Genomic DNA, 17,793 nt, shown 5'->3' with positions numbered 1-17,793 from the left:
CCCCTCCGCGACACGCGGAGGGGGGCCGGTCGTCGTCCGGGTCAGCGGTGCACGAAGACCGCCACGCTGCGCGCCGGCACGGTGAAGGTGCCCGCCGCCCGGTCGAACGAGGCGGTCCGCAGCACCGGGTCGGCCGAGCCGGCCAGCACCGGGTGCAGGGCGGTGTCGGTGCCCCGCAGGCCGGTCACCGTCTGCTTCGCCGTCGCCGGGGTGGCGTTGAAGACCACGGTCACCGACGTCCACCGGCCGCCGAGCCCCCGGGCGTCCAGGGTCATGGTGAGCACCCCCGGGGTCTCCTTCGCCCCGGACAGCGGGAACGCGACCCGCTGCTGCACCTGCTCGGCGGTGGTCAGCCCGAACACCGGCGAGGACCGCCGGATCCGCAGCAGCTCCGCGTACCGGGCGTCGGCCAGGTCGATCGCGGCACAGCCCGGCACCAGGGCCGGGTCGGCCAGCAGCGGTTTGGCATACGGCCACTTGTCCTGGTTGTCGGCGGCCGGGGGCAGCCCGGCGCCGAACCCGTTGCCCCGGGCGCAGTCCCAGCGGATCTGGTTGAACCAGTCACCTGAGTTGTAGGAGTTGCGGTCCAGCGACTTCGAGCGCAGCCGCTCCGAACCGGCCGCCACGAACCCGGTGCCCTGCCCGAGGGCGGTGGTGGCCAGGGCCAGCACCTGCATCCGGGCCCGGTCCGTCGCCGAGGTGCCGGTCGGCAGCTTGTACGCCAGCGCGTCGTACAGGATCTCGTTGTCGTGCGCGTCGACGTAGGTGACCGCCTCGCCGGGGGCGGCGGTGTAGCCGGCCGGGGAGCCGTTGTAGTCCACCTGCGCCCCGGTGACCTGCCGGCCGGCGGAGTCGGTGAACCGGTAGCCGCGCAGGTTGCCGGTCAACCCCACCTTGATCAGGTCCTGCTGGCGCAGCAGCCGGGCCCTCTGCTCGGCGGCGCTGCCGTTGACGTCGTCGCCGTTGGGGTCGGTGTACAGGCCGGAGGCGAAGCCCTGCACGCGCGGGTTGCCGTCGAACGGACCGCCGCCGCGGACCGCGTCGCGCAGCCGGTCGTTGAAGGTGCCGATCCCGGTGCCGGCCATGTTGGCCTGGGTGGCCTGCACGAACCGGGCGTCGTCGGCGACCTCGCCGAAGTTCCAGCCCTCGCCGTAGAGCAGGATCTTCTTGCCGTCGACGCCGTCGCGAGCCGGGGTCAGCCGGTCCAGCGCGGCCCGGACGGCCAGGATGTTCGCCTTCGGGTGGTGACCCATCAGGTCGAACCGGAAGCCGTCCACCTTGTACTGCTTCGCCCAGACCACCAGCGAGTCGACCACCAGCTTGCCCATCATGGCGTGCTCGGGGGCGGTGTTGGCGCAGCAGGTCGAGTTGGCGACGGTGCCGTCGTCGAGCAGCCGGTGGTAGTAGCCGGGCACCACCTGGTCCAGCACCGACTTCGCGTCGGTGCCGGCGGCGGAGGTGTGGTTGTAGACCACGTCCAGCACCACCCGCAGGCCCGCGCCGTTGATCCCGGCCACCATCCGGCGGAACTCGGCGGTCCGCCGCGCCCCGCCCGGGTCGACGGCGTACCCGCCCTCGGGGACGGTGTAGTGCAGCGGGTCGTACCCCCAGTTGTAGCCGTCGGTGTCGGCCACCGCCGCGACGCACGCCTGCTGCCGGTCGGAGTCCGGCGGCAGCGCCGCCAGATCGCAGTCGGGCTGCCGCTGGTCGGCCCGCTTCTCGGGGATGGTGGCGAAGTCGAACACCGGCAGCAGGTGCAGGTAGTTGACCCCGGCGTCGCCGAGCGCCTTCAGGTGTCGCATGCCGGCCGTGTCCGGGTCGGTGAAGGCCAGGTAGGTGCCCCGCCGGTCGGCCGGCACGGTGTCGTCGGCGATGGAGAAGTCGCGTACCGACAGCTCGGAGACCTGCGCCTGCGACGCGGGCGGCGCGGCCGGCTTGCGCAGCCCCGACCAGCCGGGCGGGGCGAGCGCCGGGTCGGCCAGGTCGACGATCTGGCTGTGCGTGGAGTCCGCCGCGAGCGCCACCGAGTAGGGGTCGGTGACCGACGCGGTGACGATCCTCTGGGCGGCCGGCTGCCAGGCTTGCACCCGGTAGCGGTAGTACCTGCCGGTCCAGTCGCGGCTGCCGCGTACCGACCAGACGCCGGTGCCGTCGTCGCGGCGCATCGCCACCGTGCGCGGCGACGCCGACGGGGTGTCGGACAGTTCGAGGGTGACGGTGCGGGCGGTGGGCGCCCAGACCGCGAGGGTGGGCACCTTACCGGCGAAGCTGACACCCAGCGTGGCGTCGGTGGCGGCGCGGTAGACGTCGTCGAGCACCCCGGGGATCTGCACCCCGGTCGCGCGCAGCAGCACGCCCCGGGCGTCCCGCTCGGTGACCACGAGCTGCCCGCGCAGCGCCGCCGGCACCTTCGCCAGGTCGGCCCGGTCGAGGTGGAACGCCTGGTGGGCCCACAGGTGCGGGAAGGCCGCCCGCTGGGTCTCGGTGAGCCCGTTGCGCTGCGCCCGCAACGGCAACGAGGTGTACGTCCCGGACAGCTCGCCGTCGACCACACCCAGCCCACCTGTCGGGGCGGCCACCAGGGCGTACGCCCTGCCGTCGGTCGGGCCGACGGCCCAGGTGACGGTGGACCTGTCGATCCACTGCGCCTGCTGCCTGGTGATGTCGAGATCCTTCGCCGCCCCGGTGGCGGTGGCGGGCAGCAGCCGGCCGGGCACCCCGCCCAGCAGCCAGACCTCGTGGCCCACCCCGGTCAGGTCGAGTCGCTGGTCGTCGGGCTGGTCCTTGGTGTCGCCCCGGTGGATGATGTAGTTCAACCCGGTCGCGCCGGCCGCCAGCGGCACCCGGAACAGCGCGCCGAACGAGTCGACCCTCTCGGGCGGCAGCGGGCTCGACCAGTCGGTCGGGGTGGCCGCCCCGTCCCACAGGTGCAGGCCCCAGCCGGCGTAGTCGTTGTCGGCCTTGCGCCAGTGGATGATCGCGGTGCCCGGGTCGGCGGGCGGGTCGGGTTCGCCGGTGGCGGCCTGCCGGGTGGGATAGAGCGCCGGGTCGCCCTGCTTGACCCAGACCTCGCCGGTGGCGGTCACGTCGACGGTACGGTCGTTGGCGACGTCCTTGGTGCCCGTCTTGTCGACCACGAGGAACCCGACGGACTTCGCGCCGGGCTTGAGCTTCACCCAGGCGAACCGGCCGTACGAGTCCTCGCCGGCGAACGGCTGCCCGGCGGGCCACTGCGTGACGTACGCCGGGTCGAGGTCACCCCAGGCGTAGAGCCCCCAGTCGGCGTAGTCCCCGGCGGGGCGCTGGTAGTGCACCACCACCCAGTCCCGGGACGCGCCCTGCGCCGGGGTGCCGACCACACCGGTCGACCGGGTGGCGGTGGTGCGTCCCTTCCCGTCGCGCACGACCGCCTTGTACTCGACCCGGGTGCCCCCGGCCAGGCCGGTCAGGTCGTGATGCACGGTGTACGGCGCGGTGTGCGCGCTGCCCAGCAGCGTCCACCTGCCACCCGCGACCCGGGCGGCGACGGTGACGGTGGCCAGCGGGTCACCTGTCACCTGCGCGGTGACGGCGGCCCGGGTGGCGACCGGGTCGGTGCCCGGCTCGGTGAGGGTGACGGCCGGCTTCGCGGTGGCCTGGGGCACGGGTCGGCCGGCCCGGAGCACCACGGCCGATCCGGCGGGCACGGTCAGGCTCAGCTTTCCGTCGGTGCCGGCGGTCGGGGTGGCCGTGCCGCCGTAGATGCCGGTGAAGGTGATGCCGGGGGACCAGGTCTGCACGGTGACAGTCTGCGGGGTGCCGGCGTTGTTCACCGCGGCGAGGTACTCGGTGCGGTCGGCCGGGGAGATCCGGGAGAAGGCGAAGACGCCCGGCCCGTCGGCGGCGTACCGGGTGACCTGCACGCCGTCGCGCAGGCCGGGGTGCGCGGCCCGCAGCCGGCCCAGCTCGGCGATGGTCCGGTAGAGCGGGTGGGTGGTGTCGTACTGGTCGCTGGCGTGGGTGCGGGTGGTGCCGATCAGGTCGTCGTCGAGGTAGTCCGCCGTGCGGGTGGCGAACATGTCCTGCCGGGCGTCCTTGTCCCCGCCCGGCCCGGTGAAGCCCTGCTCGTCGCCGGAGTAGACGACAGGCTGCCCCCGGGTGAGGAACATCAGCTGGTGGGCGAGCCGGTCCCGGCCGAGCTGGCGGGCGTCGTCGCCCCCGGCGGCGGCGATGAACGAGCCGATCCGACCCATGTCGTGGTTGCCGAGGAAGGTGGTCAGCCGACCGGCGTCGGTGTCCCGCGCGGCGTACAGCGGGTCCTTGGCGTAGACGTCGGCCAGCGCCTTGGCCGAGCCGTCGGCGGTGACGTAGCCGCGCGCCGCCTCCTGGAAGGAGAAGTCGAGGGTGGCCGGCAGCCCGCCGCGCCGCACGTAGGTGGAGGTGACCTCCTGGTCGGCGCTGTAGACCTCGCCGAACATGAAGAAGTCCTTCTTCCCCGCCTTGTCGGCGGCGCGCTTGATGCCCTGGCTGAACTGCGGCCAGAAGTCGAGGTTGACGTGCTTGACGGTGTCCAGCCGGAACCCGTCGACGTCGGTGCTGGCGATCCAGTCGCCGTACGCCTTGGTCAGGCCCCGGACCACCTCGGGCCGTTCGGTCCACAGGTCGTCGAGGCCGTAGAAGTCGCCGTACTCGCTGTTCTCGCCGGAGAAGGTGGAGTCACCCCGGTTGTGGTACATCGTCGGGTCGTTCAGCCAGGCCGGGACCTTGACCTTCGCGTCGGCGGGGCTGGCGAAGGTCGGCGTGTACGCCCCGGAGTCCCGGTTCACCGTCGGGAAGTCCCGGGTGCCGTCGGCGTAGTTGCGGTCCTCGAACTCGCGCCCCTGCGCGTCGGTGTACGGCGCGGTCTTCTTGTCGACGTAGGCGTACCTGTCCTCGGCATATTTGATGACGTCGGCGGTGTGGTTGACGATGACGTCGAGGTAGACCCGGATGCCCCGCTGGTGGGCGAGCTTCACCAGCCGCTTCATCTCCTCGTTGCTGCCGAAGTGCGGGTCGACCTGGGTGAAGTCGGTGATCCAGTAGCCGTGGTAGCCGGCGGAGACGTCCGCGCCGCTGCCCTGCACGGGCCGGTTCTTGAACACCGGCGCCAGCCAGATGGCGGTGGTGCCGAGGCCCTGGATGTAGTCGAGCTTGTCGATGACGCCCTTGAGGTCGCCGCCGTGGTAGAAGCCCTTGTCGGTGGGGTCGAGGCCGGTGCGCAGCCGGTCCCCGGTCAGGCCGCCGGTGTCGTTGCGGCGGTCGCCGTTGGCGAACCGGTCCGGCAGGACGAAGTAGAACTGTTCGGCGCGTCCCTTACCGGTGCCGGCGGCGAGCAGCGCCTCGGTGGCGGGTTCGGCGTCCCACTGGGCGGCGCCGGCCGCGGCGAGGGCGTCGATGGTGGACGGCCGGTCGGTGGCGTCGGCGCCGAGTTGACGGACGGCGACCGGGAGGCCGACGAGAGCGAGGGTGAGGGTGGAGACCAGGGCGAGCAGCGCCTTGCGCGGCAGCGGGGGTTTCATCGACGGCCTTCCTATGGTCGCTGATTCGCCCGCACGCTAGCCCTTGCCGAAAGATTCTGCAATGCCTTGCAAACACGGCTGCAATACGGCAGCAACCTTGCAGAACCCGGGATCGACAGGTGGTCCGGACAGCGGCCGGCGGGTCACAGTCCGGAGCAGGGCACCCCGTCGACCGTGCACCGCGACGGCCGGATGCTGCCGCCGGTGTTCTCGAAGTGGAACCGCAACGGCACCGAGGCGCCGGGCCCGACGTTCACCCCGCTGGTGTACGTGAACACCCCGCCGGACATCCGGGGAGTGCCCTGCGGGGCGCCCTCGACCCACGAGGTGACCAGCCGGCTGCCCGGCGGCGGCACCAACCGGACCGTCCACGGCCGGGACACCCGGTCGCGGTTGTAGAGCAGCACCTCACCGATGAACGCCTCGTTGTTCCAACTGTCCCGCACGCTGAACCGGCCGGTCACCGGCGACGACGGCGGCGCGGCCGGCGGTGGCGGCGCGGGCGTGGTCGGCCGGGGCTGCCCACCACCCGGGTCGCCGGGCGGTGGCACGACCCCGCCGGCCGACGGGGTGGGCACGTCGTCCCCGCCCGACGGCCCGCCCGGCACGACCACCACGGGCACCTCGACCGGAGGCGGATCGGTGCGACGGGGCGTCAGCCCGGGGACGACCGGCTCGGGAAGGTTCGCCGCCACCCGGGCCGGGTTCGTCGCCCCCGATCCGGGCAGCGAGTACGTCGGCAGCGGATCGGCCGGCCGGGCCTCGAACGCCGGCCCCCGGCTGCGGTACGAGGCCAGCGCGACGATCAGGAGCACCACCATCACCAGCACGCCGGTGGCGACCACGACCCAGGGCGACGACGCCAACGCACCCGCTCCGTGTGCCCGCGGTTGCGCGCGACGCATGCCGGACATGACCCTCCCTGGTCGGCCCCGTCCGAGAAGAGTAACGATTCAGGCGATTGTCGGAAAGTACCCAACGTCCGGACTTTGTCCTAACCGGACAGTTCGTTTGTCCCGTCAGCCGCGCACCCGCAACGCGTCCACCTGGAAGTAGACCCCGCCGCGTTTGACCGCCCAGATGGTGTACCGCCCGGCCGGCAGCCCCTGCACGCTGAACACGGTCTGCTGCGGCTGGTAACGGTGTGCCCGCGCGCTCACCCGCTGCTGCTTCACCGGTCGCCCACCGGAGTCGACGACCCACACGTCGGCGTCACCGTACTCGGGGTCCCGCGAGGTGATGTAGTCCAGGCCGGTGCCGGTGAACGTGAAGCTGAACGAGTCCCCGTCGTGGACGGTGTAGTGCACGTCGTCGCGGTGGTCGCCGAACGGCCGGTTCCGCGAGACCGCCCACCGCCCCCGGTAGGTGATGCCCGGGGCGTCGTCGTTGAGCAGCGTGGTCGGCGGCGGCGTCAGGGCCACCGTCGTCGGCGACACCGACGCCGACGGGCTGGCCGACCGGGACGCGACGGGCGTCCGACCGGTCGCGGACGGCACCACGCCCGTCCCGCCACCGGTGGTGGCCCGCCTGGTGCGGGTGGGTGACGGCGACGGCGTCGCCGTCACCGGCCCGGTCGTCACCGGTACCCCGGGCACCATCACGGCCTCGCTGCGTGAACCGGCGCCGTGCTCGGTGTAGCGGTCGTGACCCAGCACCGCCACCAACGCCTTGACCAGCAGCAGGAGCAGCACGATCACCCCGATCGAGGCGAGCAGCCAGGGCATCGCGGCGACCGCCTGGGGCAGTCGGGACGTCCACCGCGTCCCACGGGTGCCCGGCATGGCCCTCCTCGGTCGACCCTGTACGCAGAGATTAGCGACCGTCCGGTAGGGATGATCACCGGGGGCGTGGCCGGGGCGACCCGGCGCTCAGCCGGTCCGGACGACGGTGCAGATCGCCGGGCCGTCCTCGGTGCCGCGCAGCAGGTAACGGTAGCGTTCCCCGGGCACCGCCCGGCCCTTGCTGTCCAGGAACTCCCAGCGCACCGCCACCATGGTCAGCAGGGCGGAGACCGGCTCCACCTCCTCGATCAGCGCGTGCGCCGCGACCAGTTCCCGTTCCTGGTAGTCGGGCGCGGCACCGACGAAGGAGAGCGCGACCGCCGCCATCGTGCTGAACGAGAAGCTGTAGGTGTCGGCGACCACCAGCCCCGGCAGGGCGTAGCAGCCGGCGATGGTGGGCACGTCGCCGGTGGTGAGCGCCACCCCGTACCGGTCGAAGAAGTCGCTCAACGTGTCGAGGTCGGTGGAAGCTCTCACGGCGTCACCAATTGCCGTCCCCGACCGCCGGCAAACCTCACCGGGGCGGGATACGCACCTCGATCTCCGCGCCGAGCCGCGCGTCGCCGGCCAGGTCCAGGTCGTCGCCGCTCCAGAACCGGCCCGGGTCGTACCAGTTCGGCCGCCGGCCGGGCGGCAGCAGCCCCATCGCCTCGTAGGTCACCGCCACCACCTCGGCGCAGTACGCGGTCTCCAGCGCACGGTCGCCCGCCGGCAGGTCGGCCCGCCCGTCGTCCCGGTCCCGCCTTCCCGGCAGCGGCAGGCGCAGCTGCGGCACCCGCCCCCGGGCCCACCGCCAGGCCAACTGGGCGGTGGACGGGAACGGGGTGCCGTCGAGCCGGGCCACCGTCCGCAGCACCGCCTGCTCCATCGTCGGATCGGCCGACGGTTCGAGCTGCCGCAGCCACGCCCGCTGGCCGTACCGGTTGGCCCAGACGCAGACCGCGTCACGCAGGTCGTGCAGCTGCACACCGCGCTGGTGGGTGCCGGTCCACATGTCCCGCAGCGACCGGCCCAGCTCGGCGTGCCACATCAGCGGGGGCATGTCGTCCAGCACCACCGCCATGCCGACGTGGTTGACGGGACTGTTCGTGGTGAACTGGATGGCCCGGTCCGGCACGCTGCGCCCCCGGAACACCCAGACGTCACCGGTACGGGTCAGGTCGACGGCCTCGTCCAGGCTGATGCTCATGGGCGTCTACCCTAGGCCGATGCGGCAACGGATGCAGTGGTGGAAGGTCCTCGGGTTGGCGGGTCTCGCGGGGGTCGCCGCGACCGGGGTGGTCGTCGCCCGCGCCGAACGGCGGCGTCGCGCGTACACCCCGGAGGAGATCCGGGACCGGCTGCGGGAACGGCACGCCCAGGCCGCGACGTCCGGCGACGAGCCGGCCTGACCGTCTGCGCGGCGGCCCGGCGGCGGTCGGCCACGGGCGGTGTCCACGGTGGTCGCGACGGGGCGGTCCGCCGGGCCGTGGGCGGTTAGGCTCCCCGGTATGGACGATCCGGTCGAGCAGCAACCCTTCGTGTTGGCACCGCCCGCCGCACCGGTGGAGCGGCACGGCCGGGTCGACCTGCACCTGCCGACCGGTGACGGTCCGCACCCCGTCGTGGTGATCGTGCACGGTGCCCCACTTCCGCCGGGCGCGCCGGACCCCCGGGACTGGCTGCTCTACCAGGGCTACGGGGCGCTCCTCGCCGAGCAGGGCCTGGTCGCCGCCGTCATCAGCTACCGGGTGACCGACCTGGCCGCGCTGCCCGCCACCGCCGACGACATCGCCGGCCTGGTCGAGGCCGTCCGGGCCGACCCCCGGGTGGACGCGCAGCGGGTGGTGCTCTGGTTCTTCTCCGGCGGGAGCCTGCTGTCGGCCGACTGGCTGCGCGCCGCGCCGGCCTGGGTGCGCGGGATCGCGTTGACCTATCCGCTGCTCGTCCCGCTGCCCGGCTGGGAGGTGCCGCCCCGGTTCCTGCCGGTCGACGCCCTCGGCGCGGGCTCGACCACGCCTGTGGTGCTGACCCGGGCCGGCCAGGACAAGCTCCCCGGGCTGCTGAACGGCATCGCCACGTTCCTCGACGCCGCCGCCCGCACCGGTCGACCGGTGCGCCTGGTGGAGGTGCCGGACGGTCAGCACGCCTTCGACATCCTGGACCACACCGCGCAGTCCCGCGACGCCGTCCGGGCCGCCCGGGACGCGGTGGTCGACCTGATCCGCGCCGACTGAGTCGCGTCCACCCCCACCGCACCCGGGTCCGGTGCCGCACCGGATGTCCGGTTCACCGGGGGCATCCCGCCACCGCACAGGCGGTTCGTGCCCGATCGTCCCGTGGCCGGGGCCACCCCCACGGCGGAATCGCCGCCGGGGGCGGGGCGTTGTACCTGGCATACCACCGCCACTCCCCCACCCCCCGGGGGACGGCCCCGGGACCCCGATCGTGGAATGCGGTCGCCACCGGGTCGGTTACATCCCTCCGGACGCCCGAGCAGGTCCCCCCGATCGCCGGGCGATCCCGCTGAACTTCCGGCCACGCCCCACCCCCCTGCGGGCGTGCGCCACACCCCCGATGCAGAGGAGCACGCCACCATGCGTACCGATCTGATCCGTAAGACCGCCCTGACCGCTGCCGGCCTCGCCTTCACCACCGGCGCCATCGCCGGCCCGCTGACCGCCGCGTACGCCGCCGAGGCCCGGACCGGTGCCCCCGCAGCCGTGCAGGCCGAGCGCCGCCCGGCCGGCGAGCGGGAGCTGAAGGTCGACTACCAGGCGCAGCCGAACTTCTACTACTGCGGCCCCGCCGCGACCCGTAACGCCCTGTCCGTCCAGGGCAAGAAGATCGACGTCGACGCCATGGCCAAGGAGATGCGCACCACCGAGGCCGGCACCGACAGCATCAACGACATCACCCCCGTCCTGAACAAGGAGACCGGCCGCAAGGCGTACGAGAGCACCGAGATCCGCAGCGCCAAGGCCGACGACAAGCAGACCGACGAGCTGCGCGCCGACATCGTGCGTACCGTCGACGACGGCCGGGCCGTGGTGGCCAACATCGCCGGCACCGCCGTGGACACCGACGGCAACGCCCACTCCTTCGAGGGTGGCCACTACATCAGCGTCATCGGCTACCGCGACGGTGGGAAGACCGTGACCATCGCCGACTCGGCCAACCCGGACACCGCGTCCTACCGGATGAGCGTGGACAACCTCGCCGACTGGATCGCCACCCGCGGCTACTCGTCCTGACCCGGACACCGAACGGGCCGCCCCCACCCGGGGGCGGCCCGTTCGTCGTCGGTACCCGTGCGTCGGTCAGCGGTCGGTGCCGGCCGCCACCGGTTCGGCCCCGTCGGGGGTGGTCGTCGACTCCAGCCGGCGGGCGCGGCGGCGCAGCCACCAGGTGCTGGCCACCCCGCCGAGCACGGCCAGGACCAGGCCGGCCCAGGAGATGTCCTTGAGCCAGTGCTCGGCCGCCCGGCCCAGCGTGTAGAGCAGGTAGGTCGTGCCGAAGGCCCAGACCAGGCCGCCGGCCGCGTTGGCCACCAGGAACCGCCGGTACGGCACGTGCAGCGCACCGGCCAGCGGGCCGGCCAGGATGCGCAGCAGGGCGACGAACCGGCCGAAGAACACCGCCCAGACGCCGTGCCGGGCGAAGCTCTGCTCGGCGCGGGCGAGCTGTGCGGGCCCCAGGTGTTTCGGGAAGCGCCGGCCCAGCCGGGCCAACAGCGGACGACCACCCCGGCGACCCACCGCGTAGCCGACGGAGTCGCCGACGATCGCGCCGAACGCCGCCGCGGTGGCGACCCAGTGCGGCTCGACCACCCCGGTCGCGGCCAGCAGGGCGGAGCTGACCAGCACGATCTCACCCGGCAACGGGACACCCATGCTCTCGACGCCGATCACCCCGGCGACGATCAGGTAGACCACCCCCGGGGGAAGTGCTACGAGCCAGTGCTGAACGTCGACCACTGCCGCACCCCTTCCGACCCGACCTCGAACCCTACCCGCGCCGGGCGGGCCGGGCGGGCCCCCGGGAACACCGTGCGCTCAGCGGGGTTCGAGCAGGCCCCGGGCGGTCATGAAGGCGTGCAACGTCGCGGCGTCCTCGGCGGGCATCAGCCAGCGGGGGATCACCGTCGCCGGCATCCGGCCGACGTACACGATCCAGAAGTCGCCGGCCTCCCGCACCCGGGCCACCCCGTCCCAGGCGATGCCGCCGGACTCCGAGCCGCTGCGCATCATGATGTTGTCGTCGGTGATGTCGTAGCCGCCCTCGACCGCGTAGTCGTCGGAGCGACGTCGGGCCCGCCAGCGCACCCAGGGCGCGTAGAGCATCGACAGCAGCCCGCCCACCAGCAGCACCAGCCACAGCGACGAGAGCCGGCCGCCCCGGGAGACCAGCAGACCCGCCGCCCCGGCCGCCGCCAGCGCCGCGCCGATCAGGGTGAACCGGCGCAGCCGGACGCTGCTGAGCGCGGCGGCCACCCGGCCCGGGTAGGCGGGGTCGGCGGGGACGTCGAAACGGATGTGCACGGCGGAAACGATAGTGCGGCGCGGCGGCGGTGGCTCAGTCGAGGCAGAACTCGTTGCCCTCGACGTCCTGCATCACCAGGCACGACTCGTCGTGGCCGTCGGCGGGCAGCAGGCGTACCCGGGTCGCGCCGAGGGCGACCAGCCGGGCGCACTCCGCCTCCAGCGCGGCCAACCGCTGCTCGCCGACCAGGCCGGGGCCGACCCGCACGTCGAGGTGCAGCCGGTTCTTGACCACCTTGCCCTCGGGCACGCGCTGGAAGAACAGTCGCGGGCCCGCGCCGGTGGGGTCGACGCAGGCGAACGCGGAGCCCTGCCGCTCGGGCGGCAGGGCACTGTCGAACGCGTCCCAGTCGGCGAACCCCGGCGGCGGTGGGGGCACGACGTAACCGAGCACCGCGCACCAGAAGCGGGCGACCCGTTCGGGCTCCGCGCAGTCGAACGTGACCTGGACCTGCCTGACCGACGCCATCGGCACACCGTAGCGGCCGGGTCCGACACGACGGCGCTCAGCGACCGGGGGCCGACCGCCCCGTGTGGTCGGGCAGCGGGGCGACGAACTCCAGCCGGTTGCCGTGCGGGTCGGCGGTGTGGAAGCGGCGCATCCCGGGCAGCTCGTCGTCGTCACCCCAGGTGACCGGGTGGCCGGCGCGGGCCAGCCGGTCGGCGAGGGCGTCGAGGTCGGGGCGCAGCAGGGCGGGGTGCGCCTTGCGGGCGGGGCGGAAGTCGGCCTCGACGCCGAGGTGCAGTTCAACGTCGTACCCGGTGAACCAGCAGCCGCCACGGGCGGCGAGGGCCGGGGGTTTGGGTTTCTCGGTCAGGCCGAGGATGCCCACGTAGAAGGCCCGGGAGGAATCCTCGGCACCGGGCGGGCAGGCGAGCAGCACATGATGGATCATGGTGGCACCTCCTCGTCCCGAACCCTGGCACGAGGTTGCGTCGATAGCAAGACGGACGTACGGTTTTGTTGGAAGACGACGAATCGGCAGTAAGTGTTACCTAACCTGGGCGACGTTCCGCCCGGTGCGACAGACTGCTCAGGACTACTCACGGTCGCTGGTGTGAAGGAGTACGACGTGGCGAGCCTCGACACCTTCGGTGCGAAGACCCAGCTACGCGTCGGAGACGCGAGCTACGAGATTTTCAGGATCAGCCAGGTGCCGGGGCACGACAGACTGCCCTACAGCTTGAAGATCCTGCTGGAGAACCTGCTGCGGACCGAGGACGGCGCGAACATCACCGCCGACCACATCTCCCAGCTCGGCTCCTGGGACCCCACCGCCGATCCGAGCGTGGAGATCCAGTTCACCCCGGCGCGGGTGCTGATGCAGGACTTCACCGGCGTACCGTGCGTGGTCGACCTGGCCACCATGCGCGAGGCGGTCCGCGACCTCGGCGGCGACGCCACCAAGGTCAACCCCCTCGCACCGGCCGAGCTGGTCATCGACCACTCGGTCATCGCCGACCTGTTCGGCCGCGAGGACGCCTTCGCCCGCAACGTGGAGCTGGAGTACGAGCGCAACAAGGAGCGCTACCAGTTCCTGCGCTGGGGCCAGACCGCGTTCAACGAGTTCAAGGTCGTCCCGCCCGGCACCGGCATCGTGCACCAGGTCAACATCGAGTACCTGGCCCGGACGATCATGGAGCGCAACGGCCAGGCGTACCCGGACACCGTCGTCGGCACCGACTCGCACACCACCATGGTCAACGGCCTGGGCGTGCTGGGCTGGGGCGTCGGCGGCATCGAGGCCGAGGCCGCGATGCTCGGCCAGCCGGTCAGCATGCTGATCCCCCGGGTCGTCGGCTTCAAGCTCTCCGGTGAGATGCCGGCCGGCACCACCGCCACCGACCTGGTCCTCACCATCACCGAGATGCTGCGCAAGCACGGTGTGGTCGGCAAGTTCGTCGAGTTCTACGGCCCCGGCGTCAGCGCCGTGCCGCTGGCCAACCGGGCCACCATCGGCAACATGTCCCCCGAGTACGGCTCCACCGTCGCGATCTTCCCGATCGACGCCGAGACCGTCCGCTACCTGGAGCTGACCGGCCGCGACGCCGCCCAGGTGGCGCTGGTCGAGGCGTACGCCAAGGAGCAGGGGCTCTGGCACGACCCGGACCGCGAGCCGGACTACTCCGAGCGCCTGGAGCTGGACCTGGGCACCATCGAGCCGTCCCTGGCCGGGCCGAAGCGCCCGCAGGACCGGGTGCCGCTCGGGGCCGCCAAGACGCTGTTCCGCTCGGCCCTGACCGACTACGTCGCCGACGACTCCGCAGGCGAGCGCGAGCTCAAGCCCGGTGTCGCCCGCGAGCAGCTCCCCCGGGGCGCGAACGGCCCGGCCGACGAGGCCAGCGCCGAGTCGTTCCCGGCCAGCGACCCGCCCGCCAACGACTTCAGCGACCCCGCCGACGAGCCGCGCGACCTGGAGACCGCCGCCGTCGGCGCCGGCGGCCGGGCCAGCAACCCGGTCCGGGTCACCGGCAGCGACGGCGTGGAGTACGAGCTGGACCACGGCGCGGTGGTGATCGCCGCGATCACCTCCTGCACCAACACCTCCAACCCGCAGGTGATGATCGGGGCCGCCCTGCTGGCCCGCAACGCCGTCGACAAGGGCCTGGCCCGCAAGCCGTGGGTCAAGACCACGCTGGCGCCCGGCTCCAAGGTCGTCATGGACTACTACGAGCGGGCCGGCCTCACGCCGTACCTCGACAAGCTCGGCTTCAACCTGGTCGGCTACGGCTGCACCACCTGCATCGGCAACTCCGGCCCGCTGCCCGAGGAGGTCTCCGCCGCCGTCAACTCCGGCGACCTGGCCGTCGTGTCGGTGCTGTCCGGCAACCGGAACTTCGAGGGCCGGATCAACCCGGACGTCAAGATGAACTACCTGGCGTCCCCGCCGCTGGTCGTGGCGTACGCGCTGGCCGGCACGATGGACATCGACCTGGCCAACGAGCCGCTCGGCGAGGACACCGAGGGCAACCCGGTGTTCCTGCGCGACATCTGGCCCAACACCGCCGAGATCCAGGACGTCATCGCCCAGGCGATCGGCGCGACCGGGTTCAGCGCCGCGTACGCCGACGTGTTCGCCGGTGACGAGCGCTGGCAGTCGCTGCCCACCCCGACCGGCGACACCTTCGCCTGGGCCGACGACTCCACCTACGTGCGCAAGCCCCCGTACTTCGAGGGGATGCAGCAGGAGCCGAGCCCGGTCGTCGACATCGCCGGTGCCCGGGTGCTGGCCAAGCTGGGCGACTCGGTCACCACCGACCACATCTCCCCGGCCGGCGCGATCAAGGCCGACTCCCCCGCCGGCCGGTACCTCGCCGAGCACGGCGTGCCGCGCCACGAGTTCAACTCGTACGGCTCCCGCCGGGGCAACCACGAGGTGATGATCCGGGGCACCTTCGCCAACATCCGGCTGCGTAACCAGCTCGTCCCCGGTGTGGAGGGCGGCTTCACCGTCAACCACCTCACCGGCGAGCAGACCACCATCTACGACGCCTCCACCGCCTACCAGGAGGCCGGCGTGCCGCTGGTCATCCTGGCCGGCAAGGAGTACGGCTCCGGCTCGTCGCGGGACTGGGCGGCCAAGGGCACCATGCTGCTCGGCGTCCGGGCGGTCGTCGCCGAGTCCTACGAGCGCATCCACCGGTCCAACCTGATCGGGATGGGCGTGCTGCCGTTGCAGTTCCCGGTGGACACCACCGCCGAGTCGCTCGGCCTCACCGGCGCGGAGACCTTCTCCATCACCGGGGTGACCGCGCTCAACGACGGCGACACCCCGCGTACGGTGCGGGTCAGCACCGACACCGGCGTGGAGTTCGACGCGGTGGTCCGGATCGACACCCCGGGCGAGGCGGACTACTACCGCCACGGCGGCATCCTCCAGTACGTGCTGCGCCGCATGATCGCGAGCTGACGTACCCCCTGCAAGGAACGGGCCCCCTCCGCTGGCGGAGGGGGCCCGTCGCGTCGGCGCGCGGTGTGGTTGTGGTCAGCCGCCGGCCGCCCGGCGGCGGGACTCGCGGGTCTTCATCGCGTGCTCCAGCAGGGTGATCAGCACGCCACGGCCGGACTCCCGCTGCCGGGCGTCGCAGAGCAGCAGCGGTACCTCCGGGTCCAGGTCCAGCGCCGCGCGGATCTCGTCGAGGCCGAACCGGCGGGCGCCCTCGAAGCAGTTCACCGCCACCACGAACGGGGTGCCCCGCCCCTCGAAGTAGTCGATGGACGGGAAGCAGTCGGCCAACCGCCTGGTGTCGGCCAGCACCACCGCGCCGAGCGCCCCCACCGCCAACTCGTCCCACAGGAACCAGAACCGGTCCTGCCCGGGGGTGCCGAAGACGTAGAGCACCAGGTCGTTGCTGATGGTGATCCGGCCGAAGTCCATCGCCACCGTGGTGGTGCTCTTACGCTCCACACCGGACAGGTCGTCGACGCCGATGCCCGTCTCGGTCAGCACCTCCTCGGTCCGCAGTGGACGGCTCTCGCTGACCGCCCCGACCAGGGTCGTCTTGCCGGCCCCGAAACCGCCCGCCACCAGAACCTTGAGCGCGGTGGGCAGCACCCGCGCCCCCGCCGGACGTTCAGAGTGCCCGTAGTCCATTGATCACCGCCTCGTAGATGCTCTCGTCGTTGACACCGGCCGGCTCCCGGGGTTCCTGTACCCGGACCAGGTCCCGCGCCACCAGGTCACCGAGGAGCACCCGTACGGTGCCCACCGGCAGGTCCAGTCGGGCGGCGATCTCGGCCACCGACTGCATGCGTTGGGTCAGCGCCACGATCGCCACGTGCTCCGGCCCCAGCCCGGCCTCCTCGACCGCGTTCGTCCGGGTCGCCGTGACCAGCGAGATCAGGTCGAACGAGCCGGTCACCGGGCGGGCCCTGCCCCGGGTGACCGCGTACGGGCGGACCACCGGACCAGCGTGCTCGTCGACCCACTGTTCGTCCGCGGGGTCGCCGTCACCGGCCATCGCGGTCAGTTCCCGCCGGCCGGCTGGTCGACACCCCGGGCCGGGGACGCCACGTACTTGCCCACCCGGGCGACCAGCATCGCCATCTCGTACGCGATCAGGCCGACGTCGGCGTCGGTGCCGGCCAGCACCGCCAGGCACGCGTTGGGCCCGGCCGCGGTGACGAACAGGAACGAGGACTCCATCTCGATGATGGTCTGCTGGACCTGCCCGCCGCCGAACCGCTTCCCGGCCCCCCGGGCCAGGCTCTGGATGCCGGCGGCCATCGCGGCGAGGTGTTCGCCGTCGTCCCGCCCCATCCCCCCGGACGCGGCCATCAGCAGGCCGTCCGTGGAGAGCGCGACGGCGTGCTCGGCCTGCTTGACCCGGCTGACCAGATCGTCGAGCAACCACGTCAGGTCCGCACCGGATGCCGTCGTCTGCCCCACTCGTCGTCCTCTTCCCGGCGCGTGCGCCGTGCTCGTTACCGTCCCGTCGCGGCGTCGCATCCGTCGCGACGCCGTCAGCCCGCCGGGTCGTCCGCGTCGTCCGGCCGCTCGCCGGCACGGGTGCCCTCCAGCAGCCGGGCCGCGTCGCTGCGCCCGCGGCGGGTGCCCGACTGGTAGGCGCTCATCAGTTGGCGTACCTGCTCGGGAGCGCGCCGCGGGGTGCCCGCGGCCCCGGTCTCCCCGGCGCCCGGGGAGGCCCGCAGCTCGGGTGCCAGGTTCGCCTGGCGCACCCGCACCGGCAGGCCCGCGTCGGTCACCGGCCCTTCCACAGTAGGCGACGACGGGTCGACGCCGTCGTCCGCCGTCCGCCCGTCCCCGGTCGCCCGGTCGGCCGGGTCGGGGCCGCCCGACCGGTGCGTGGCCGGTGCGGTGTCGAGCGGTCCGCCGTCGTCGGCCGGTGCCGCGTCGAGCGGCCCGGCGGTCGCCGGGGCGGGCCCGGGGCCGGCCGGCGTGGTCGTCCACCGGTCGTCGGGCCGGGGCGGGTCGGTGGCCGCCGGGTCCGGGG

General features: G+C 73.0%; 16 protein-coding genes and 1 pseudogene. 4 read left to right on the top strand and 13 right to left on the bottom strand.

Features of this window, described 5'->3' with window-relative positions; genetic code table 11:
- Positions 1 to 41: 41 nt before the first annotated feature.
- The 5 genes from pulA to B5D80_RS21090 form a co-directional block, all read right to left on the bottom strand.
- On the bottom strand, positions 42 to 5,537 hold the full coding sequence (gene pulA, locus B5D80_RS21110) for a pullulanase-type alpha-1,6-glucosidase (protein WP_088645647.1): 5,496 nt from the start codon (positions 5,535 to 5,537) through the stop codon (positions 42 to 44).
- 143 nt (positions 5,538 to 5,680) lie between these two features.
- The gene (locus tag B5D80_RS21105; protein WP_245854837.1) at positions 5,681 to 6,403 is read right to left on the bottom strand and encodes a cellulose-binding domain-containing protein; all 723 of its coding nucleotides are present in this window, start codon (positions 6,401 to 6,403) and stop codon (positions 5,681 to 5,683) included.
- A gap of 153 nt (positions 6,404 to 6,556) precedes the next feature.
- Positions 6,557 to 7,318 (bottom strand): hypothetical protein, encoded by a 762-nt coding sequence (locus tag B5D80_RS21100; protein WP_088645645.1) that lies wholly within the window; start codon positions 7,316 to 7,318, stop codon positions 6,557 to 6,559.
- An 87-nt stretch (positions 7,319 to 7,405) separates the two neighbouring features.
- The gene (locus B5D80_RS21095; RefSeq protein ID WP_088645644.1) at positions 7,406 to 7,795 is read right to left on the bottom strand and encodes a DUF6841 family protein; all 390 of its coding nucleotides are present in this window, start codon (positions 7,793 to 7,795) and stop codon (positions 7,406 to 7,408) included.
- 37 nt (positions 7,796 to 7,832) lie between these two features.
- A complete protein-coding gene (locus tag B5D80_RS21090) occupies positions 7,833 to 8,507 on the bottom strand; it encodes a hypothetical protein (protein WP_088645643.1) in 675 nt (224 codons plus the stop codon).
- A 19-nt stretch (positions 8,508 to 8,526) separates the two neighbouring features.
- Between B5D80_RS21090 and B5D80_RS21085 the strand changes: the two genes are divergently transcribed.
- From B5D80_RS21085 to B5D80_RS21075, 3 genes are all read left to right on the top strand, one after another.
- On the top strand, positions 8,527 to 8,709 hold the full coding sequence (locus tag B5D80_RS21085; RefSeq protein ID WP_088645642.1) for a hypothetical protein: 183 nt from the start codon (positions 8,527 to 8,529) through the stop codon (positions 8,707 to 8,709).
- 99 nt (positions 8,710 to 8,808) lie between these two features.
- Complete coding sequence (locus tag B5D80_RS21080; protein ID WP_088645641.1) at positions 8,809 to 9,534, top strand: alpha/beta hydrolase; 726 nt, start codon at positions 8,809 to 8,811, stop codon at positions 9,532 to 9,534.
- Positions 9,535 to 9,894: 360 nt separating this feature from the next.
- Positions 9,895 to 10,551 carry a C39 family peptidase gene (locus B5D80_RS21075; protein ID WP_088645640.1) on the top strand — a complete coding sequence of 219 codons (657 nt, stop codon included), beginning with the start codon at positions 9,895 to 9,897 and terminating at the stop codon, positions 10,549 to 10,551.
- Positions 10,552 to 10,617: 66 nt separating this feature from the next.
- Here the strand turns inward: B5D80_RS21075 and B5D80_RS21070 are convergent, their stop codons facing one another.
- From B5D80_RS21070 to B5D80_RS21055, 4 genes are all read right to left on the bottom strand, one after another.
- The gene (locus B5D80_RS21070) at positions 10,618 to 11,274 is read right to left on the bottom strand and encodes a DedA family protein (protein WP_088645639.1); all 657 of its coding nucleotides are present in this window, start codon (positions 11,272 to 11,274) and stop codon (positions 10,618 to 10,620) included.
- 78 nt (positions 11,275 to 11,352) lie between these two features.
- The gene (locus B5D80_RS21065; protein WP_088645638.1) at positions 11,353 to 11,838 is read right to left on the bottom strand and encodes a YcxB family protein; all 486 of its coding nucleotides are present in this window, start codon (positions 11,836 to 11,838) and stop codon (positions 11,353 to 11,355) included.
- Between the two features lie 34 nt (positions 11,839 to 11,872).
- Positions 11,873 to 12,307: a VOC family protein gene (locus B5D80_RS21060; RefSeq protein ID WP_088645637.1), complete on the bottom strand. Its 435-nt coding sequence runs from the start codon at positions 12,305 to 12,307 to the stop codon at positions 11,873 to 11,875.
- Positions 12,308 to 12,344: 37 nt separating this feature from the next.
- Positions 12,345 to 12,734 (bottom strand): VOC family protein, encoded by a 390-nt coding sequence (locus B5D80_RS21055; RefSeq protein WP_088645636.1) that lies wholly within the window; start codon positions 12,732 to 12,734, stop codon positions 12,345 to 12,347.
- Between the two features lie 162 nt (positions 12,735 to 12,896).
- On the opposite strand from B5D80_RS21055, the gene B5D80_RS21050 reads away from it, so the two are divergent.
- Entirely contained in the window at positions 12,897 to 15,749 is a 2,853-nt protein-coding gene (locus B5D80_RS21050) for an aconitate hydratase (RefSeq protein WP_088645635.1), read from the top strand.
- A gap of 75 nt (positions 15,750 to 15,824) precedes the next feature.
- Here the strand turns inward: B5D80_RS21050 and B5D80_RS21045 are convergent, their stop codons facing one another.
- From B5D80_RS21045 to B5D80_RS33435, 4 genes and pseudogenes are all read right to left on the bottom strand, one after another.
- On the bottom strand, positions 15,825 to 16,433 hold the full coding sequence (locus tag B5D80_RS21045; RefSeq protein ID WP_088645634.1) for a GTP-binding protein: 609 nt from the start codon (positions 16,431 to 16,433) through the stop codon (positions 15,825 to 15,827).
- Positions 16,414 to 16,800, bottom strand: coding sequence for a DUF742 domain-containing protein (locus tag B5D80_RS21040; protein ID WP_088645633.1), 387 nt, complete (start codon positions 16,798 to 16,800; stop codon positions 16,414 to 16,416). The genes B5D80_RS21045 and B5D80_RS21040 overlap by 20 nt, the downstream gene beginning before the upstream one ends.
- A gap of 5 nt (positions 16,801 to 16,805) precedes the next feature.
- Positions 16,806 to 17,228, bottom strand: a complete 423-nt coding sequence (locus B5D80_RS21035) for a roadblock/LC7 domain-containing protein (protein WP_088645632.1) — start codon at positions 17,226 to 17,228, stop codon at positions 16,806 to 16,808.
- A 74-nt stretch (positions 17,229 to 17,302) separates the two neighbouring features.
- Positions 17,303 to 17,793: pseudogene (locus B5D80_RS33435) on the bottom strand (nitrate- and nitrite sensing domain-containing protein); the annotation flags it as partial.

Origin of the sequence: Micromonospora wenchangensis, from assembly GCF_002210435.1 — a bacterium.
In the GTDB taxonomy this organism is placed as follows: domain Bacteria; phylum Actinomycetota; class Actinomycetes; order Mycobacteriales; family Micromonosporaceae; genus Micromonospora; species Micromonospora wenchangensis.
This window is presented reverse-complemented; position numbering and strand designations above follow the sequence as displayed.

Coding starts and splice junctions, on each gene's coding strand:
- B5D80_RS21075 (WP_088645640.1), top strand. CDS start 9,895: ATGCGTACCGATCTGATCCGTAAGACCGCCCTGACCGCTGCCGGCCTC.
- B5D80_RS21080 (WP_088645641.1), top strand. CDS start 8,809: ATGGACGATCCGGTCGAGCAGCAACCCTTCGTGTTGGCACCGCCCGCC.
- B5D80_RS21045 (WP_088645634.1), bottom strand. CDS start 16,433: ATGGACTACGGGCACTCTGAACGTCCGGCGGGGGCGCGGGTGCTGCCC.
- pulA (WP_088645647.1), bottom strand. CDS start 5,537: ATGAAACCCCCGCTGCCGCGCAAGGCGCTGCTCGCCCTGGTCTCCACC.
- B5D80_RS21060 (WP_088645637.1), bottom strand. CDS start 12,307: ATGGCGTCGGTCAGGCAGGTCCAGGTCACGTTCGACTGCGCGGAGCCC.
- B5D80_RS21055 (WP_088645636.1), bottom strand. CDS start 12,734: ATGATCCATCATGTGCTGCTCGCCTGCCCGCCCGGTGCCGAGGATTCC.
- B5D80_RS21090 (WP_088645643.1), bottom strand. CDS start 8,507: ATGAGCATCAGCCTGGACGAGGCCGTCGACCTGACCCGTACCGGTGAC.
- B5D80_RS21040 (WP_088645633.1), bottom strand. CDS start 16,800: ATGGCCGGTGACGGCGACCCCGCGGACGAACAGTGGGTCGACGAGCAC.
- B5D80_RS21085 (WP_088645642.1), top strand. CDS start 8,527: ATGCGGCAACGGATGCAGTGGTGGAAGGTCCTCGGGTTGGCGGGTCTC.
- B5D80_RS21100 (WP_088645645.1), bottom strand. CDS start 7,318: ATGCCGGGCACCCGTGGGACGCGGTGGACGTCCCGACTGCCCCAGGCG.